Origin of the sequence: Kribbella sp. NPDC050470 (assembly GCF_044458365.1) — a bacterium.
GTDB lineage: Bacteria > Actinomycetota > Actinomycetes > Propionibacteriales > Kribbellaceae > Kribbella.
Genome location: NZ_JBITHV010000012.1, coordinates 25,283 through 43,049 on the forward strand (window position 1 = coordinate 25,283; position 17,767 = coordinate 43,049).

At 68.2% G+C, this 17,767-nt stretch carries 17 protein-coding genes; 4 read left to right on the top strand and 13 right to left on the bottom strand.

The window, feature by feature from the left end:
• Positions 1 to 20: 20 nt before the first annotated feature.
• Together ACIBGM_RS33690 and ACIBGM_RS33695 are read right to left on the bottom strand one after the other, a co-directional pair.
• Positions 21 to 1,052 (bottom strand): helix-turn-helix domain-containing protein, encoded by a 1,032-nt coding sequence (locus tag ACIBGM_RS33690; RefSeq protein WP_360523216.1) that lies wholly within the window; start codon positions 1,050 to 1,052, stop codon positions 21 to 23.
• Between the two features lie 218 nt (positions 1,053 to 1,270).
• Positions 1,271 to 2,377 (bottom strand): magnesium and cobalt transport protein CorA, encoded by a 1,107-nt coding sequence (locus ACIBGM_RS33695; protein WP_396387833.1) that lies wholly within the window; start codon positions 2,375 to 2,377, stop codon positions 1,271 to 1,273.
• 76 nt (positions 2,378 to 2,453) lie between these two features.
• On the opposite strand from ACIBGM_RS33695, the gene ACIBGM_RS33700 reads away from it, so the two are divergent.
• Entirely contained in the window at positions 2,454 to 2,999 is a 546-nt protein-coding gene (locus ACIBGM_RS33700) for a general stress protein (RefSeq protein ID WP_360523210.1), read from the top strand.
• A gap of 122 nt (positions 3,000 to 3,121) precedes the next feature.
• Positions 3,122 to 3,625 carry a MaoC family dehydratase gene (locus ACIBGM_RS33705; RefSeq protein ID WP_360523207.1) on the top strand — a complete coding sequence of 168 codons (504 nt, stop codon included), beginning with the start codon at positions 3,122 to 3,124 and terminating at the stop codon, positions 3,623 to 3,625.
• Between the two features lie 22 nt (positions 3,626 to 3,647).
• On the opposite strand, the gene ACIBGM_RS33710 is transcribed toward ACIBGM_RS33705, so the two are convergent.
• From ACIBGM_RS33710 to ACIBGM_RS33725, 4 genes are read right to left on the bottom strand one after another with little or no spacing between them, the layout of a single operon-like run.
• Positions 3,648 to 4,949 (bottom strand): alpha-L-fucosidase, encoded by a 1,302-nt coding sequence (locus ACIBGM_RS33710; protein ID WP_360523204.1) that lies wholly within the window; start codon positions 4,947 to 4,949, stop codon positions 3,648 to 3,650.
• Positions 4,950 to 4,970: 21 nt separating this feature from the next.
• Positions 4,971 to 5,822 (bottom strand): carbohydrate ABC transporter permease, encoded by an 852-nt coding sequence (locus ACIBGM_RS33715; protein WP_360523201.1) that lies wholly within the window; start codon positions 5,820 to 5,822, stop codon positions 4,971 to 4,973.
• Positions 5,812 to 6,759 (bottom strand): sugar ABC transporter permease, encoded by a 948-nt coding sequence (locus tag ACIBGM_RS33720; RefSeq protein WP_360523198.1) that lies wholly within the window; start codon positions 6,757 to 6,759, stop codon positions 5,812 to 5,814. Before ACIBGM_RS33720 ends, ACIBGM_RS33715 begins: the two co-directional genes overlap by 11 nt.
• Positions 6,759 to 8,033: a sugar ABC transporter substrate-binding protein gene (locus ACIBGM_RS33725; RefSeq protein WP_360523195.1), complete on the bottom strand. Its 1,275-nt coding sequence runs from the start codon at positions 8,031 to 8,033 to the stop codon at positions 6,759 to 6,761. Before ACIBGM_RS33725 ends, ACIBGM_RS33720 begins: the two co-directional genes overlap by 1 nt.
• 201 nt (positions 8,034 to 8,234) lie before the next feature.
• Between ACIBGM_RS33725 and ACIBGM_RS33730 the strand changes: the two genes are divergently transcribed.
• Positions 8,235 to 8,999: a FadR/GntR family transcriptional regulator gene (locus ACIBGM_RS33730; RefSeq protein WP_360523192.1), complete on the top strand. Its 765-nt coding sequence runs from the start codon at positions 8,235 to 8,237 to the stop codon at positions 8,997 to 8,999.
• Here the strand turns inward: ACIBGM_RS33730 and ACIBGM_RS33735 are convergent.
• The 6 genes from ACIBGM_RS33735 to ACIBGM_RS33760 form a co-directional block, all read right to left on the bottom strand.
• On the bottom strand, positions 8,902 to 10,713 hold the full coding sequence (locus tag ACIBGM_RS33735; RefSeq protein ID WP_360523189.1) for a xylan 1,4-beta-xylosidase: 1,812 nt from the start codon (positions 10,711 to 10,713) through the stop codon (positions 8,902 to 8,904). The genes ACIBGM_RS33730 and ACIBGM_RS33735 overlap by 98 nt on opposite strands.
• A gap of 19 nt (positions 10,714 to 10,732) precedes the next feature.
• Positions 10,733 to 12,307 (bottom strand): glucoamylase family protein, encoded by a 1,575-nt coding sequence (locus tag ACIBGM_RS33740; protein WP_360523186.1) that lies wholly within the window; start codon positions 12,305 to 12,307, stop codon positions 10,733 to 10,735.
• A gap of 20 nt (positions 12,308 to 12,327) precedes the next feature.
• Entirely contained in the window at positions 12,328 to 13,140 is an 813-nt protein-coding gene (locus ACIBGM_RS33745; protein ID WP_360523183.1) for a carbohydrate ABC transporter permease, read from the bottom strand.
• On the bottom strand, positions 13,140 to 13,931 hold the full coding sequence (locus ACIBGM_RS33750) for a carbohydrate ABC transporter permease (RefSeq protein WP_396387834.1): 792 nt from the start codon (positions 13,929 to 13,931) through the stop codon (positions 13,140 to 13,142). The genes ACIBGM_RS33745 and ACIBGM_RS33750 overlap by 1 nt, the downstream gene beginning before the upstream one ends.
• Before the next feature lie 224 nt (positions 13,932 to 14,155).
• Positions 14,156 to 15,448 (bottom strand): sugar ABC transporter substrate-binding protein, encoded by a 1,293-nt coding sequence (locus ACIBGM_RS33755; RefSeq protein WP_396387835.1) that lies wholly within the window; start codon positions 15,446 to 15,448, stop codon positions 14,156 to 14,158.
• A gap of 10 nt (positions 15,449 to 15,458) precedes the next feature.
• Positions 15,459 to 16,523, bottom strand: coding sequence for a LacI family DNA-binding transcriptional regulator (locus ACIBGM_RS33760; RefSeq protein ID WP_360523174.1), 1,065 nt, complete (start codon positions 16,521 to 16,523; stop codon positions 15,459 to 15,461).
• Between the two features lie 112 nt (positions 16,524 to 16,635).
• Between ACIBGM_RS33760 and ACIBGM_RS33765 the strand changes: the two genes are divergently transcribed.
• Positions 16,636 to 17,208: a histidine phosphatase family protein gene (locus ACIBGM_RS33765; protein WP_360523399.1), complete on the top strand. Its 573-nt coding sequence runs from the start codon at positions 16,636 to 16,638 to the stop codon at positions 17,206 to 17,208.
• Here the strand turns inward: ACIBGM_RS33765 and ACIBGM_RS33770 are convergent.
• On the bottom strand, positions 17,176 to 17,748 hold the full coding sequence (locus ACIBGM_RS33770) for a TetR/AcrR family transcriptional regulator (RefSeq protein ID WP_360523171.1): 573 nt from the start codon (positions 17,746 to 17,748) through the stop codon (positions 17,176 to 17,178). The two genes, ACIBGM_RS33765 and ACIBGM_RS33770, sit on opposite strands and share 33 nt — an antisense overlap.
• Positions 17,749 to 17,767: the final 19 nt, after the last annotated feature.

The window sequence follows — 17,767 nt, forward strand, 5'->3', positions numbered from 1 at the left end:
CGGGGCAGGGTCCAGGGCCGCTACGCGGTGAGGCGTGGCGGCGACGTAGTTGCGGGCAGGCGTGAGTTGCCGGAACCGTGGCCGGACAGCAGCCAGATCCCGAGCTGAGTGATCTCGTGGCGCACGGACGCACCGACCCGGCGCGTGGTGATCAGCCCGGCTTCCCGCAGCACTGTCGCTTGGTGGCTGGCGGCGGCCGGTGAGATCTTGCAGCGCTTCGCCAGCTCGGTCGTCGTACAACCGACGACGGCGGCCTCCAGCGCGGCGGCCCGGGTCGAGCCGAGCAGCGAGCTCAGCGCGTCACTCGACGGGCAGTCGTCCGTCGACTGCTGCCGCAGCATGCCCGGCGCGTGGTGGATCGGGTACACCAGGATCGGCTTCAGGTCCGGGTCGCGCAGCTTGGTCGGCACCTGCCAGCAGAACGCCGACGGCTGCAGCTCGATCCCGCGCCCGTCCAGGTAGAGATCGCGGTCGTGCATGTCCAGCACCTGCAGCACCGGCGCGACCCACTTCACCCGCGGGTGCAGGGTCGACAGCAGCCGGTCCACCCCGTGCCGGGACAGCGCCTCGCCGCGATGCGCGTGGTCCGCCGACACATGCGTCCCGATCGACTTCCAGTACGGCGCGATCGCGGCGTCGTGGTAGGTACGGATGGCCCGGCCGAGCTTGTTCAGCGAACTCCGCTCGCCGCGCGCCAGCTCTCGCGTCCACGGCGACACCGGGCGGTACTTGCTCAGCAGCTCCAGCTGCTCGCGGATCTCCTGGCGCGGTGTGGCCAGCGCCATCTCCAGCGTGGTCTCGAAGTCCGGCGCGGCCTCGGCCGGGGTCAGGAAATCGGGGGAGTAGCCCTTCGGCGGCGTCAGCTCCAGCAGCAGCCGCATCTGGTCCGGGGCGACCTTGGCCCGCACGTACCGGCGCCAGTCGTCGAAGATCAGCCGGCCGTCGGTCTGCTGCAGCATGTGCAGGCTGAGCAGCACCTCCCAGAGCGGGGCGGGAGTGGCGGCGACCGTGACGCGGGCAAGATCACGTGGCGTGAAATGGATGCGGAGCACGGCGGACCCTCCCTGGTACTGACGTGTCACGGCATCCCCACCTGCCGTCGGTCGCAGAATGTGGTTGATCGCTGACCGAAAGCGATGGCGGCATTCAATCAAGGCGCTCGAACGCGGCACAACCGTTTGAACATTCCAAACCGTCGGGACTGGCGGCCATGGCAGAAGGCTGCCAGGTCAGCGACTGGGGCGTGTCTGATGGTCCAGCCCTGCAGCGCTCAAAGCCAGTGGTTGCGCTTGAACAGCCGGTAAAGCACGGTGCACGCGGTGGCCATCACGCCGAGAACGACGAAGTAGGCGTACCTCATCCGCAACTCCGGCATGTAGTCGAAGTTCATCCCGTAGATCCCAGCGATCATCGTCGGCACCGCCAGGATGGCCACGTACGCCGCGATCCGGCGCATGTCCTCGTTCTCCGACACCTGCACCTGGGCCAGGCCGGCCTGCAGGATCGAGCTGAGCAGCTCGTCGAACGAGATCACCTGCTCCTTCACCCGCAGCAGGTGGTCGTCGACGTCGCGGAAGTAGTTCCGGGTCTCGTCGCTGATCAGCGGGTGCCGCAGCGTCGACAGCGCCCGCATCGGCCCGGCCAGCGGCGCCACCGCCCGCTTCAGCTCCAGCACCTCGCGCTTGAGCTGGTAGACCTGGTCGATCTTGCGCCAGCCGCGCGGGGTGAACATCTCGCTCTCGATCAGGTCGATGTCGGCCTGGACCGAGTCCGCGACCTCCAGGTACCGGTCCACCACGTGGTCGGCGATCGCGTGCAGTACGGCGCCCGGGCCGGCCGCCAGCCGCTCCGGCTCCTGCTCCAGCCCGTGCCGCAGGCCGGTCAACTCGCTGTGATCGCCGTGTCGCACCGTCACCACGAACCCGGCGCCGCAGAACACCATCACCTCACCGGTCGCCACCACCTCGCTGGTGGCCGTCAGATCCCCGTGCGGCACGTAGGTGACGGTCTTCAGTACGGCGAACAGCGTGTCGTCGTACCGCTCGAGCTTGGGCCGCTGGTGCGCCTCGGTGGCGTCCTCCAGGGCCAGCGGGTGCAGGCCGAACTCCTCGCCGACGATGGCCAACTGCCGCTCGTTGGGCTGGAACAGGCCGATCCAGACGAACCCCTGCCCGCGCCGGGCCCGGGTGAGCGCCTCGGTGTAGGAGTTGATCTTGCGGTCGCGGCGGCCGTCGCGGTAGAAGGCCCAGTCGACCAGAGCGCCGTCCAGCTTGCCGCTGGCGACCAGGTCGACCGGCTCCGGGACGCCTGGAGACCGCCGGGCGAAGACTCGTCCCATCCGGCGTGTCGCGCCCATGTCCCACCGTCGCCCGGTCATCACCGGCGAGGCTATCAAGGCGTGGTAACCAGCCGTCGGCAATGATGGGGGTGGAAGCACGTGGAGAGGAACGACGATGACCACGCAGGGCATGCCCTCGATGGACCCCCGGCCGAGCGGCCTGACGATCGGGACCTATGACACCTACCGGGAGGCGCAGCGAGCTGTCGACTACCTCTCGGACGAGAAGTTCCCGGTCGAGCACACGACCATCGTCGGCAACAACCTGCGCCAGGTGGAGAAGATCACCGGCCGGCTCACCTGGGGCAAGGCGCTCGGCGCGGGTGTGGCCAGCGGCGCCTGGTTCGGTCTGTTCGTGGGTCTGCTGCTGGGGCTGTTCACCAACGGCAACTGGCTGGCGGCCTTGCTCACCGGCGTCGTTCTGGGCGCGTTCTTCGGCCTGGTGTTCGGCGGCCTCGGCTACGCCCAGTCGGCCGGCCGGCGGGACTTCACCTCGCGGACCGCGGTGGTGGCGACGACGTACGACGTACTGTGCGACTTCAAGTACGCCGAGGAGGCCCGCAACCATCTGGCCAAGCTGGCCCTCAAGGGTGAGGTCAACCCGCGACTGCCCGACCAGCCGATCCAGCAGCAGACGCCGCTGCAGCAGCCGCACGAGTGACGCCCGAGTGACGCCGTGACGAAGGTCTCGCGCGGGTGAGAGGTAGGCCACGCGCGGGCTACTGCCCAGTCACGTCGACTTTCGGCAGCATGGGTCCGGGGATACCGGAAGGAGCCGAGGGCATGCAGTTCGGGCGTAGCTACGAGGAGTTCGAGGTCGGCGCGGTCTACAAGCACTGGCCGGGCAAGACGGTGACCGAGTACGACGACCACCTGTTCTGCCTGCTCACGATGAACCACCACCCGCTGCACCTGGACGCGAGCTACGCCGAGCAGACCACCCAGTTCGGCAAGAACGTTGTGGTGGGCAACTACATCTACTCGATCCTGCTCGGGATGTCGGTCCCGGACGTCAGCGGCAAGGCGATCGCGAACCTGGAGATCGAGTCGCTGCGGCACGTCGCGCCGACCTTCCACGGCGACACGATCTACGGCGAGACCGTGGTGCTGGACAAGTGGGAGTCGAAGTCGAAGGACGACCGCGGCGTCGTCTACGTGGAGACCAAGGGCTACAAGCAGGACGGTACCGTCGTCTGCCTGTTCCGCCGCAAGGTGATGGTCCCCAAGAACAACTACCTGGAGGCCCGGGGTGGGGAACAGCCCGGCCGCCCCACCCCTGCCTCCTAGTCAGACACTGCCTAGGCGAGCGTCAGCTCAGGAAGATCTCGATCACCGGGACCAGCACGTCCGGGCGCTGGATCGGGAGCTTGAGGGTGAGGGTGTCCGCGGACACGCCGCCCATGGTCGTGTTCTGCGCCTTGCGCTTCGGGTCGTTGACGATCCGCTTGATCTCCGAGGCGTCGTTCAGGAGCTGGGCGTACTTCACCTTGCCGGCCAGGCCAGCAAGGTGGATGTGGCCCATCGGCCAGGAGAACAGGTGCAGGTAGAGCCGGTCACCCTTCTGGGTGTAGCGGCAGTCGGCCGGTGCGGTCAGCTCGCTCGGCCGCGCGCCGCGGACCGACCGCTCGTGCAGCCGCATCCACTCGCCGATCGACGCCAGCGTGTTCAGCGCCCGAGGGTCGAACTCGCCGCGTCCGGTCGGGCCGACGTTCAGCAGCAGGTTGCCGTCCTTGGAGACCGAGTCGACCAGCATCTTCACCAGCGTCTCGGGTGACTTCCAGTCCAGGTTGTCCCGGTCGTAGCCCCAGCTGCCGTTCAGCGTCTGGCAGGCCTCCCACAGCACCGGCTGCCCGTCGCGGGTCATCGGCCCGTCCGGCTGGTACTGCTCGGGGGTGACGAAGTCGCCCGGGATGTCCAGCCGGTCGTTGATCAGGATGTCCGGCTGCAGCTCGCGGCACATCGCCATCAGTTCCTCGGACCGCCACTCGTCGCGGCCCTTGCCGTTGCCCGGACCTGGCTGTCCGTCCTCGCGGTTGCGGTTGGGGTAGGAGAAGTCGAACCACATGATGTCGATCGGGCCGTAGTTCGTCAGCAGCTCACGCGTCTGCGCGTGCAGGTAGTCGGCGTACACCTGGACGTCCCGTCCGGCCGCCTTCGCCCAGGCCTCCTCGTCGTACCGCTGCGGGTGCACGACGTCGATCGGGAACTCCTTGTGGTGCCAGTCGATCAGCGAGTGGTAGAACCCGACACCGAGCCCCTCCTCCCGGCATGCCTCGACGAACGGGCCGACCAAATCCTTACCCCACGGGGTTTTCGCGACCGTGTAGTCGGACACCGCCGAGTCCCACAGGCAGAAACCCTCGTGGTGCTTGGTCGTCAGTACGGCGTATCGCATGCCGGCCTCGCGGGCGGCCCGGGCCCACTTGCGCGGGTCGTACAGGTCGGGCTCGAAGTGGTCGAAGTACGGCTGGTAGTCCTCGTCGGTCAGCCGCTCGCGGTTCTTCACCCACTCGTGGCGGGCCGGCAGGGCGTACAGGCCCCAGTGGACGAACAGGCCGAACCGCCAGTCACGGAACTTCTCGACGGAGTGCGCAGGAGGCGCGTCGGTCATTTCGGATCTCCTCGGAGGTAGTTAACGGCCGCCCAGACCAGTGACGAGCAGGCCGCGGACAAGGTGCTTCTGCAGCAGGATGACGAGCAGGACGGTGGGCAGCATGGCCAGCACGGAGGCCGCCATCATCAGGTTCCACTGGGTGCCCTGCTGGCCGATGAACTGGGCCAGGCCGAGCGGCACCGTGCCCTTGTCCGCAACGCTGTTGATGATGATCAGCGGCCACAGGAAGCTGCCCCAGAAGCTGATGAAGGTGAAGACGGTCAGTACGGCGATGGCCGGCCGGGCCAGCGGCAGCATGATCCGCAGGAACGTGCCGAACGGGCCGCACCCGTCCACCCGGGCCGCCTCCTCGAGCTCGGCCGGCACGGTCAGGAAGAACTGCCGGAGCAGGAACGTGCCGAACGCGGTGAACGCCCAGGGCAGGATCAGCGCCCAGTAGCTGTCCACCCAGCCGAGCGACTGCATCAGCCAGTACATCGGGACGATCAGCACCTCCTGCGGCACCATCAGGGTGCCCAGGAACAGCACGAACAGTTGCTCACGGCCCGTGAACTTCAGCCGGGCGAACGCGTACGCCGACATGCTCGAGGCGATCACCACGACCAGGGTGCCGACGATCGCGACGAACAGGCTGTTCAGGAAGTACCGGCCGAACGGAGCGAACGTGAAGGCGTCGGCGTAGTTCTGCCAGCGGATCTCGGACCCGAACAGCTCCGGGGTCGGCGTGAACACCTCGTCCGCGGGTTTCAGCGAGGTGGACACGGCGTACACCAGCGGCACCAGGAACAGGATCGCGACGATCACCAGCAGGACGTGCGACACCCCGTTGCGGACGCGGCGCCCGACGTGGGCGGTGGTCTCAGACGTCATAGTTCACCCACTTGCGCTGGCCCAGGAACTGGATCGCGGTGATGCCCATGATGATCACGAACAGCACCCAGCCGGCCGCCGAGGCCAGCCCCATGGTGAGGAACTGCCAGCCCTGGTTGTAGACGTACATGACGATGGTCTGGGTGGACACGCCCGGCCCGCCCTGGGTCAGGATGAACGGCTGGGCGAACACCTGGAACGAGGTGATCAGCGTCATCGTGGTGGCGAAGAAGATCGACGGCGTGATCATCGGCCAGGTGACGTACCGGAACCGCTGCCACACCCCGGCGCCGTCGATCTGCGCCGACTCCAGTTGCGACTGCGGCACCTGGTCGAGCGCGGCGGAGAAGACCAGGAAGTTGTACCCGAAGCCCTGCCAGACCGACATCGCGACGATCGCCGGCATCGCCCAGGCCGACGAGCCGAGGAAGTTCGGCGCGCTCACCCCGAACCAGGTCTGCATCGTGCTGTCGATCAGCCCGCCGGGCTGGAACAGCAGCCGCCAGACCATCACGTTGGCCACCATCGGCGTCATCACCGGGATGAAGAACAGCACCCGGAACGCCTGCCGGCCCTTGATCTTCGGCCCGAGCCAGAGCGCCAGACCGAGCGAGACGACCACGTTCAGCGGGACGTACAGCACCACGAACAGCGCGGTGTTCAGCACCACCCGGCGGAACACCGGGTCGTTCATCAGCTGGGTGTAGTTGTCGAGGCCGAGGAACTGGCGCTCGCCGAACACCGGCCAGTCGAACAGGCTGATCGCGAGCGCCATCGCGGTCGGGAACAGCGTGAACAGCGCCAGGCCGCCCAGGCTCGGGGCCAGGAAGACGCTGGCGTGCCGGCCGTCCCGCCGCAGCGCGGGCCGCCGCCCCGCCCGGTCCGTCCGGGACGGCGGGCTGGGCGGAGCAGCGGTCGTGGTGTTGAGCGCGGCCATCAGGATCCGGCGCCCGCCTGGTCCTGGATGGTCTTCAGCGCCTGGTCCGGCGGGATCTCGCCGTTCAGCGCCTGGGTGCCGAACCGGTTGAGCAGGTCGGCGACCTGGACCCAGTTCTTCGAGGTGACCAGAGCGACGGAGTTCTCCGAGGCATAGTCGATGGTCTCCTTCGCGCCGTCGATCTTCGCGGCGGTGAACCAGGCGTCGTGAGCGGCGATCCGGGCCGGGTACGCGCGGCCGGCCGCGGCCAGTGTCGTCAGCGGCTTCTCACTCGTCATCGACATGATCGCCTGGAAGGCGGCGTCCGGCGTCTTGCAGGACCGGGAGATGCCGAAACCGGAGCCGGCGGTGTAGGTCTTGGACCCGTCCGGGCCGGCCGGGATCGGCGCGATGCCGAGCTGGAACTTGACCTTGCCCTTGGTGTCGATCAGCGACCACGGCCCGTTCAGCTGCATCGCGGCCTTGCCGGCGGCGAACTGCTGCGCCTCGAAGTCGGGGTTGCCGGACGGCACCTGCGGCGCGATCTTGTCGGTCTTGACGAAGTCGGCGTACTGCGAGAACCCGTCGACGAACTTCTGGTCGGTCAGCGCGAGCTTGCCGTCGGCGAGCGGCTCCGCGCCGGTCGTCGTCCGCACCCAGGAGGTGACGCCGAGGTCACCGGGCGCCGTCACCAGGCCGGTCCGCCCGGCGGCGGTGAGCTTCTTCGCGGCCGCCTTGAACTCGTCCATCGTCCAGCCCGGCTTCGGCTCGGCCACGCCGGCCGCCTTGAACATGTCCTTGTTGTAGAAGATCACCATCGGGCCGGAGTCGTACGGGATCGCGATCTGCTTCCCGTCCACCTTGAGGCCGTCCATGATCGGCTTGTCGAAGTCCTCGGCCTTCAGGCCGTACTTGCTCATCAGGTCGTCCAGCGGCAGCATCGCACCGGCGTACGACGCGGTCCGCAGGCTCTGCATGCCGATGATGCAGGGCGCCTTGCCGCCGGCCAGCAGGGTGCCGATCTTGGCCCAGTAGTTGTTCCAGTCGGTGCCCTGGAGCTTGACGGTGATACCGGGGTGGTCGGCGGTGGCCTGGTCGGCGACCTTCTGCCAGGCCGCCTGGTCCTCGGTGCCGCCGATCCAGAACGACCAGGTCAGGTCGGCCTTGTCGGCGGATCCGGAACTGTCACCGCCTCCACTGCCGTCATTGCCCCCGCACGCAGCCACCGCCGTGAGGGCGAGGGCCGAGAGGGTGGCGATCGCCCAGCGGCGCACCCGCGCTGGTGTTCGGTTCATCCTGACCTCCAGGGGAACTGGTACCTCGAAGAACGAGTTGATTCATCCGATCTATATGCTGTCCTCTTGACATGAGTCAACAGTTCGTGTCCTTAATTCAGGGACGAAACCTAGCGCTGAGCCTGAAAAAGTCGCTCAGACATCCGATGTGTGCGTGATTGACATCGGATGTCTGGCGCCGTTCCTGTGAAGGAGGTGGGTGTGCGGGTCACCGATGAGGCGATCGACCGGATCAAGCAGATGATCGTGACCGGCGAGCTGCGACCCGGCGATCGGCTGCCGCGCGAGCCGGACCTGGCCGCGCGCCTGGGCCTGTCCCGCAGCTCGTTGCGTGAGGCGGTGAAGGCGCTCGCGCTGATCCGGGTGCTCGAGGTGCGTCAGGGTGACGGCACGTTCGTGACGAGTCTCGACCCGGCGCTGCTGATGGAGACGATGGGCTTCGTCCTCGACCTGCACCAGGATGCGTCGGTGCTGGAGTTCTTCGAGGTACGGCGCATCCTCGAGCCGGCCGCGGCCGCCCGGGCCGCGCTGCGGATGGCGGACGCGGACATCGCCGAGTTGCGCCAGTTGCTCGACGACCTCGGCCCGGAGCCGTCGGTGGAGGACCTGCTCGCCAGTGACGTGGAGTTCCACCGGCTGCTCGCGGTCGGCAGCGGCAACCGCGCGCTCGCGTCGATCATCGACAGCCTGCGCCAGCCCACCTACCGGGCCCGGATCTGGCGCGGCCTGACCCAGAACGACGCCGTCGCCCGGACCTTGGCCGAGCACCGGGCGATCCTCGACGCGATCGAGGGGCGCGAACCGGAGGTGGCCAGGTCCTGGGCGACGGTGCACATTGCCGGCGTCGAACGCTGGATACAGGAAGCCGTCAACCTCGACGGGGAGGACGAAGCTCCAGAAGCACCGCAGAAGGCATCGGGAGGGTCAGTTCGACTGCTGCGCCGCTCGACTCCAGCGGAGTACTGACCAGCCGGGTGCGCTCGGCCAGCTCGGCGAGCTGCTCGTCGGTCGGCCAGTCCTCGACGCCCAGCTCGACCGCGGCCGTGGCGACATCGCCGACGCCGATCCCGAGCGTGGTCGCGGTCGCCTCCCAGGCCGGATCGACGCCGGGCACCTCGACGCGGACCGTCCTGGACAGTTCCGGCGCACCGCCCGCCTTGGTCTGGTCGAGGGTGAGATTCCACAGCAGTACGGCGATCCGCTCGTCGTCCCGTGATGCCCAGGCCTCGACCAGGCTGCCGCCGCCGTCCCCGGTCAGCGTGACCGGCAGCTCGACCGGGCCGAGCCGGCTGAGCAGGCTCATCGCGTGGAACCGCGGCTTCGCCACGCCACCCACGGTCTGCAGGCCGAACCCGCCGTGCAGGAAGCGTGGTGGGCGGCCCAGCTCCTCGAAGTGGTCCGACGCGACCCAGTAGGCCAGCGCGTCCACCCGCCCGGCCGCCGACTTCATCCCGCGGAGCAGGAACACCCCGGAGAACACCGAGTCGTTGATCGGGTTGAAGTGCGTCGGCGTCACTCCCCACTCGGTCCACAGGATCCGCGCGTCGCTGAACCCGTGCCGGTCCAGCGAGGCCTGCACGTCGAGCGGCGGGCTCCCGTAGGTGTGCGTCGACACGAAGTCCACCGGGGTGCCGTGAGCGGCGGCGTGCGCGAGGAGGTCGTCGACCCATCCGGCCGCGGCCGACGACGGGCCACCGATCGCGAGCCGGGTGTCGACCGACTTCACGGCCGCCGCGGTCACGTCGTACAGGTGCAGCCACTCGGTCTTCGTGCCAGACCAGAAGACCTCGAGATTGGCTTCGTTCCAGACCTCGAAGTCCCAGGTCAGCACCTCGTCGAGGCCGTAGCGCTCCACCAGGTGCTCGACGAGGGCACGGACCAGGTCGTACCAGGCGTCGTACGACGACGGCGGCGAGATGATCGCGCCGTACTCGAAGACCGTCTTGGCCGGATCGCTGGCCAGCTCCCGGGGCATGAAGCCGAGCTCGACCACCGGCCGCAGGCCGATCCCGAGCAGCTTGTCGTAGATCGCGTCCACGACCGAGAAGTCGTAGCCCGACGCGCCGAACACGTGCGTGTCGTCGTGGAAGATCGCGTGCGCCCGGACCGTCCGGACACCGATCTCGTCATGCATCCGGCGGAGCGCCTGCTCCAGTTCGGCGCCGATCTCCCGGCCGCCGCTGCGGTCCGTGCAGAGCAGCTGGCTGAGCCGTTCGCTGCCGATCATCGGCACCCACGGCATGGCCAGCTCGGTGCCCTCGGCAACGGCATCGACGGCCACGGTCACCACGGGCACCTCGTTGCCAGCGACCAGCGGCACCGCGTTGACGACCTGGCCGGCGCGGCCGGCCACGGTCACCTCGGGCACACTCGCGACCGCATAGCGGTACGGCGTCCCCGGGGTGCAAGTGGTGTCGACGTACGGCGGCGCCGGGACCGACAGGACGTCACCGCTGTGGTGGTCGACCGGCTCGAGTGGACCGTGGTCGCCGGTGCCGCGCAGGATCAGGTATCCCGCCGCCCCGTCGACCGGTGACCAGTCGATCGTGACCTGGCCGGCCCCGCCGACCGCGGTGACCTCCTTGGGTGGATCGAGGTCCGGGAAGCTGAACTCCCGCTCCTCGTCGCTGCGGATCGCGATCCGCGCGTCCCAGTCGGCCTTGGCGTCGTCGTGCTGCATAGAGAATCTCCTGTGGTGTCTACTCGAGGCCGGACTCGAACTGCTCCATCGCGATCAGCGGCCGGATCCGCTGCTCGACCTGCCGGGTGCTGAAGTTCCGCCGGATCACGTCACCGGCGAAGACGTTGCCGATGGCTCCCATCACCATGGCCTGGTCCAGCGACAGGTAGCGGCGGGCGATCGTCGCGGACCGGACCGCGACCGAGTCGAAGAAGCCGCCACCGCCGTACGCCTTCAGGTTGTTCTCGATCCGGGCCAGATTGTCGATCGCCTGCCGCGGCGCGTACTGCATCGCGAGGAAGGCCGCGTGCGGGGTGACCACGCCGTCGCCGAACGTCGGGTTCGGGTTGGTGCCCTCGCGGCAGCCCTCGAAGCCGGCGTCGTAGTTGGTCGCCTCCAGGTCGGACGGGTAGCCGCCCGGGTCCATGCCGATCGCGTCGACGCCGTACACGGAGTACCCGCCCTTGGGGTTCGAGGCGGGGGAGAAGCCCCAGTAGCCGTACTTGGCGTCGTCCATGCCGTGCTCGATGTGCGCGCGAACGGTGAGCGGGTGGTTGATCCCCCAGCTCCGCGGCGCCCACGTCGACTCGGGGATGAACAGGTCCGGCATCAGCGACTCGAACATGTCGCCGCCCCAGGACGGGACCAGCCGCATCCCGCGGTACGAGTACGTGCCCTCGAAGACGTCCAGGCCGAGGTACGTGCGGTGCACACCCTTCGGGCGCTGCTCCACCCAGGACCAGTCGCACGAGTCCGGGAAGGTCCGGTAGGTGGCGAAGTACTGCGTGTGCGGCACCTGCCCGAGCGCGAACCCGATGTACGGCGCGATCCGCGCCTCGGTGTTGCAGGTGTCGTAGTGGAACTTGCGGTAGTACACGTCCGGACCGGTGCCGGCGTGGTTGCCCTTGTCGGTCTCCTCGTCCGGCGGCGGGGTCTCGAAGAAGCCACCGCGCATCAGGCCACCGGGCCGGGCCGCGGGGTTGTAGTAGTAGGCGAAGTTCATCTTGCTCAGCAGGGACTCCGCGAGACCGCGGGCGAGCGGCTCGGCGTTGCGCACCACCATCAGCGCGGCCGCGAACCAGCCGTTGTCGACACTCGAGACGAACGGCGTGATCGGCCTGGTCCCGTCCGGGTCGGTGTACAGCACCTCACCGGTCGACTCGTCGTACCAGTTGAAGTACATGCCACTCGGCTCGTGGTGGTCGACCCTGGTCATCGTGGTCAGGGTCTGGACGATCCTGCGGTACGACTCCTGCGGCGAGATGATGCCGAGCCGGCGGGCGACGACCGTGCTCCACAGGTAGCCGCCGATGTTGGTGGGAGACGTGTAGCGGCTGCGGACCGGGCTCGTGACCGACTCGCCGATGTTGTCGGCGGGCAGCCCGGTCTTCTCGTCGGTCATCGCGACCAGGCTGCGCCAGGTGTCACGGGCCCAACGCCCGACCAGAGCTTTGTCTGCAGTGCTCGGCTTCCAGCCACCCTTCAGAAGCTCTGCAGGTGATGGCGTTCCACCGAAGGCGGGTGTGGCGGTTCCGGCCAGGGCGGCGGCGCCCGTGGCGGCTAACAGGGTGCGGCGACTGATGTTGGCGGTCATCTGTCTCTCCAGAAAGGGGTCTATTTGAGTCCGGTGATCGCAATGCCCTTGGTGACGTGGCGCTGGAAGATCAGGAACATGACCAGCACCGGTATGACGACCACGACCGCGCCGGCCATCAGCAGGCCGTAGTTCTGCGCGTTCTGGCCCTTCGAGTACAGCGCCAGGGCGACCGGGAGGGTGTACTTGTCCTGGGTCTGGGCGATCACCAGCGGCCACAGGAAGTTGTTCCAGGACCCGAGGAAGGTGAGGATGCCGAGCGTGGCCAGGGCCGGCTTGGTCAGCGGCAGCATGATCCGGGCGAAGATACCGAGCTCACTGCTGCCGTCCACCCGGCCGGCGTCCATCAGGTCGTCCGGCAGCCCGAGGAAGAACTGCCGCATCAGGAACACGCCGAACGGCGAGACCAGGAACGGCAGGATCAGGCCCGGGTAGCTGTTGGCCAGGCCGGCGTTGGTGACGAGCACGAACAGCGGCACGAACGTGACCATGCCGGGGATCATCAAGGTGGCCATCACCAGCACGAACAGCGCGTTGCGGCCCTTGAACCGCAGCTTGGCCAGCGCATAGCCGATCATCGAGCAGAACGCCAGGTTCCCGGCCGTCACCGCCAGCGCGACCACGGTCGAGTTGAAGAAGTACCGCGGGAAGCTCTCCTTGCTGAACAGGTCGGAGTAGTTCTGCGAGGTGGCATGCTCCGGCCACCAGGTCGGCGGGACCCGGAGCAGCTCGCCCTGGGTCTTGAAGCTGCCGAGCAGCATCCAGACGAACGGCGCGGCGACGGCGACCAGGCCGAGCACGCCGATCAGATAGATCCACCAGGTACGGCGCATCACTTCTCCCTCAGCAGCCGGAACTGGATGAACGTGACCACCGCGATCACGACGAACAGCAGGTAGGCCATCGCCGTGGCCAGGCCGTAGTTGCCGAAACCGAACTGCTCGTAGGTGTACATCGACACCGACAGCGTGCTGTTCAGCGGACCGCCGTCGGTCATCACGAACGGCTCCTCGAAGAACTGCAGGTAGCCGATGCCGGTGGTCACGCAGTTGAACAGGATGGTCAGCCGGAGCAACGGCAGGATCAGGTACCGGAACCGTTGCCACGGGCCCGCGCCGTCGATCTGGCCGGCCTCCTCGACGGACTGCGGGATGCCCTGCAGCCCGGCCAGGAAGATGATCATCGCGGCCCCGAAGTTCCGCCAGACCGCCATCGCGATCAGCGACGGCATCGCCCAGGTCTCCGACGCCAGCCAGTTCGGCCCCTGGATGCCGAACCAGCCGAGCACGGTGTTCAGCAGGCCGGCGTCCGGGGCGAGCACGAACCGCCAGATCACCGCGATCGCGACGATCGAGGTCACCACCGGGAGGTAGTAGCCGACCTTGAACAGCGCCTGGAACCGCTTGATGCCACGGTCCAGCAGCACCGCGGCGGCGAGTGCGACGACCAGCGTCAGCGGTACGCCGAGCAGCACGAAGTACGCGGTGTTGAACGCGGCCTTCCGGAACGTCTCGTCCTGAAAAGCCTTCACGTAGTTGTCGAACCCGACCGGATCCACCGCGAACGGCGTCCGCAGGTCCCGCTGCCGCATGTCGGTGAAGCTGGTCAGCAACGACCCGACCACCGGCCCCGCCGTAAACGCCAAGAACAAAACCGCAAACGGCAAAACCAGGATCCACGCAGCAGCAGTCTGATGATCCAGGCGGCCACGGCGGGGTGGTCGCCCGCCGGCTCCAGCCGAGGCGGGCTCAGCCCGGCCAGTCGGCGGGGCGCCCGATCGCCTGTCCTGCTTTCCTCCTGCCGGGGCGCGCAGCGCCCCGGCAGGAGCTGTCTCTCGACTCATCGCGATCAGCTACCGGTGCCGATCGACGAGGCCTGGGTCTGGATCGCCTTGGCGGTGTCGGCGGGGGACTGGCCGGCCTTGGCCATCTTCTCGACCTCGGTGTCGAAGACGGTCGCCACCTGCTCCCAGTTCACGATCGCCGGCGGCGCCTTCGCGGACTCCAGCTGCTTGCCGAACACCGGCAGCAACGGGTCGCTGGAGATGCTCGGGTCGTCCCATGCGCTCTTCACCGCAGGCAGGTCCGACGACATCTTGAACCAGCTCGCCTGCGTCTTCGGGTCGCTCAGGAACTTGACCAGCTTCCACGCGCTGTCCTTGTTCTTCGAGGTCTTGAAGACCACGAAGTTCGACCCACCGACGAACGACGTCGAGGTCTTGTTCTTCGGGATCTCGAAGACCCCGATGTTCGGCTTGATCGCGTCTCCGCCGAGCTTGGCCACCGAGCCGGCCATCCACGGCCCGGAGATGAACATGGGCACCTGCCCGCTGACGAACTGCGCCTCGGTCTGGTTCGGCGGCAGGTCGGTCCCGGCCAGCTTCTCGGTGAAGAAGCTCTGGTAGTACTTCAGCCCCTCCTGCATCTCCGGCGTGTCGAAGGTGAACTCCTTCTGGTCCTCGCCGGTGATCTCGGCGCCCGCGGACCAGGCGAACGGCATCACCGTCTGCCAGGACCCGTTGCCGCCCGGCTGCAGGTTGATCCCGTACTTCGCGCCGGCCTTGTCCTGCATCGCCTTCGCCATCGCCTTCAGGCCGTCCCAGTCGGTCGGCGGCGTGGTGATCCCGGCCTTCGCGGCCAGGTCCTTGCGGTAGTACACCAACCGCGTCTCGACGTACCAGGGAACGCCGTACTGCGTCCCGCCGACCTTGGTGGTGTCGAGCGCGCCGGGGTAGAAGCCCTCGCTGTCGAAGCCCTGCGGGGTCGGGTCGAGCGCGCCGAGGTCGGCGAACTCGCCCATCCAGGTGGTGCCGACCATCGCGGCGTCCGGCAGCGTCTGCGCGGTGATCGCGGTGGTGAACTTGTTGTGCGCGGCGTCCCACGGGATCGGCGTGACGGTGACCTTCACGCCCGGGTTGGCCTGCTGGAACTCCTGCATCAGCTTGGGCAGGTTCTCGCCCTCGGTGCCCATCGCCCAGACGGTCAGGTTGCCGGTGGCAGGTCCTTCGCTGACCGTTGTCGTCGCCTGCGAACCCCCGCTGGGGGAGTCCTCCGACCTGCCACACCCTGTCAGCGCAAGGGCTGTGGCGGTGATCGCAGCGCTGCCGATCACCAGTCGGCGGCGGATGCTGTGGGTGATCATCTGTGTCTCCTCACTCGGTTACTTCCGCAGCTGTTTCATTCGTTGCCCGCCCCACCGCCCCGGTCAGGGCTCCCGTGCCGCAGCTGTCCCGCAGCACGAGTTGTGTTGCCAGTACGTCGTTGCGCGCCCGGGTCCGCTCTCCGGTCACCCGCTCGTGCAGTCGCTGTGCCGCCAGCCGCCCCAGTTCGGTCATCGGCTGCCGCACCGTCGTCAACCCCGGCGACACGTACCGCGCCGCCATTACGTCGTCCCACCCCGTCACCACGATCTCCCGAGGGACGGCGACGCCCGCCGCCAGCAACGCCTGCACCGCAGCGAGCGCGAGCTCGTCGTTGGCGCAGACCAGCCCGTCGGGCCGCTTCTTTGCCGTCAGCAACCTCGTGGCGACGGTCGTGCCGGCTTCCTCGGTCATCGGCACGCGCTCTGGTTTCGGCACGTTCATCCCACGACTGCGGAGAGCTTGTGCGAACCCGGCGTACCGTTCCCCGACGTCGTACCCGCTGTCGGGATCACCGACGAAGAGCAGGCCGGTCCGGCCGTGGTTCAGTAGTCTTGTGGTGAGCTGCTCCGCGCTCGCCGCGCTCTCGCTGCGGATCGAGTCGCAGCCGGTCACCGGCGGATGCGCGATCAGCACCAGCGGCACCCCGGCCTTGCGCAGCCCCTGGATCGTCGGCAGGTCCAGCGCGTTGCCGTGGACAACTATCCCGTCGACCCGCCCGGCCAGGTCGCGGACGGTGCGGTTCGGATCCGGGTTGCCGTGTGTGACGGTGATGATGACGCTCTGGCCGTGCTCGCCGGCCCAGCGCTCGTACCCCATCAGCAGGTCGCCGTAGAACGGGCCGGCCAGGTCGGGCAGCACGAGCCCGTGCGCCTCGTGACGTTGGACCGCCAGGCTGCGGGCGGCGCGCAGCGGTACGTAGTTGAGCTCGCGTGCCGCCTGGTCGACCCGGGCCTTCGCCTTCTCCGACACCGGCCCGGTCCCTTGCAGGACACGCGAAACCGTCGCGATCGACAGCTTCGCGAGGGCCGCGACGTCGTAGATCGTCGCGGGCCTGCCGGTGGGTCCGGGTGCCACGTTCTCGCTCCTGGGAGGTTGGAGTGGAAGCGCTTACAGTTTTCGACCCTGCCTTGTCCGGGGTGGGTTGGTCAAGGGGTCGACATCGATCTGGGACCATGAAATCGTGACCATCAACGAACGACAGGACCAGCTGTTCCTGATCCGCCACGGCGAGACCGAGTGGAGCAGGTCGGGCAAGCACACGTCGGTGACAGACCTCCCGCTGACCGCGGAAGGTGAGCGCGTGGCCGCCTCGCTGAAGACACGGCTGGCCGGTGAGACCTTCGAGCTGGTGCTGACCTCGCCACGGGAGCGGGCCCGCCGTACGGCGGAGCTCGCGGGGTTCCCGGACGCGGAGGTCGTCGAAGACCTGGTCGAGTGGGACTACGGGGACTACGAAGGCATCACCACCGCGGAGATCCGCAAGACCGTGCCGGGGTGGACGGTCTGGTCGCATCCAGTACCCAACGGCGAAACGCCCGCGCAGGTCGCGTCCCGGCTCGACCGCGTGAACGCTCGCATCGCCGCCGTACCCGGTGATGTCCTCGTCTTCGGCCACTCACATGCCCTGCGCGGCCTCACCGCCCGCTGGCTCGAGCTCGACGTCACCGAGGGCCGTCACTTCGTCCTCAACACCGCCACCATCTCGACCCTCGGCTGGGAACGCGGCTCACCTGCGGTCCACCGCTGGAACAACGAATAGGTCGACCAGCAGGTCCGCGCGGGCCTGGCGGTGCTCCGGTCGCAGCCGTGCACCCCGGTTGAGTGTCGCTTGCCCGTGCAGCGCACTCCAGAACACCTCGGTCGCCGTCTCGGCATCTGTCGTCACGTACGGCGTGACTCCGGCCAGGATCTCGGTGAACGCCTCCCGGAGCACCGCCGGCGTGTCCGTCGTCCCGAACACCAGCTCGGTCCGCCGGACGAACATCGCGTCGTACATCGCCGGATGCTCTTCGGCGTACCCGAGGTAGGCCCTCGTCAGCCCGCGCAACCCATCGTCCGCACGCCCCTCACGCAGTACGACGGCCAGCTCCTCGAATCCTTGCAGCGCAACGGCCGCGGCGATCGCGTCCATGTTCGCGAAGTGCCCGTAGAGCACCGGCTGGCTGTAGTCGACCTGCTCCGCGAGCCGCCGCGTGGTGACTGCCTCCCACCCCTCGGCCTCCGCCAGCTCCCGGGCCGTCCGGACGATCAGCTCCCGGCGCTCCGCCCGGGCCCGCTCCCTGCGTGACTCACTCGGCATAGGCGAACTCTAGCACTGC

Coding starts and splice junctions, on each gene's coding strand:
- ACIBGM_RS33695 (WP_396387833.1), bottom strand. CDS start 2,377: ATGACCGGGCGACGGTGGGACATGGGCGCGACACGCCGGATGGGACGA.
- ACIBGM_RS33700 (WP_360523210.1), top strand. CDS start 2,454: ATGACCACGCAGGGCATGCCCTCGATGGACCCCCGGCCGAGCGGCCTG.
- ACIBGM_RS33705 (WP_360523207.1), top strand. CDS start 3,122: ATGCAGTTCGGGCGTAGCTACGAGGAGTTCGAGGTCGGCGCGGTCTAC.
- ACIBGM_RS33710 (WP_360523204.1), bottom strand. CDS start 4,949: ATGACCGACGCGCCTCCTGCGCACTCCGTCGAGAAGTTCCGTGACTGG.
- ACIBGM_RS33715 (WP_360523201.1), bottom strand. CDS start 5,822: ATGACGTCTGAGACCACCGCCCACGTCGGGCGCCGCGTCCGCAACGGG.
- ACIBGM_RS33720 (WP_360523198.1), bottom strand. CDS start 6,759: ATGGCCGCGCTCAACACCACGACCGCTGCTCCGCCCAGCCCGCCGTCC.
- ACIBGM_RS33725 (WP_360523195.1), bottom strand. CDS start 8,033: ATGAACCGAACACCAGCGCGGGTGCGCCGCTGGGCGATCGCCACCCTC.
- ACIBGM_RS33735 (WP_360523189.1), bottom strand. CDS start 10,713: ATGCAGCACGACGACGCCAAGGCCGACTGGGACGCGCGGATCGCGATC.
- ACIBGM_RS33740 (WP_360523186.1), bottom strand. CDS start 12,307: ATGACCGCCAACATCAGTCGCCGCACCCTGTTAGCCGCCACGGGCGCC.
- ACIBGM_RS33745 (WP_360523183.1), bottom strand. CDS start 13,140: ATGCGCCGTACCTGGTGGATCTATCTGATCGGCGTGCTCGGCCTGGTC.
- ACIBGM_RS33755 (WP_396387835.1), bottom strand. CDS start 15,448: ATGATCACCCACAGCATCCGCCGCCGACTGGTGATCGGCAGCGCTGCG.
- ACIBGM_RS33770 (WP_360523171.1), bottom strand. CDS start 17,748: ATGCCGAGTGAGTCACGCAGGGAGCGGGCCCGGGCGGAGCGCCGGGAG.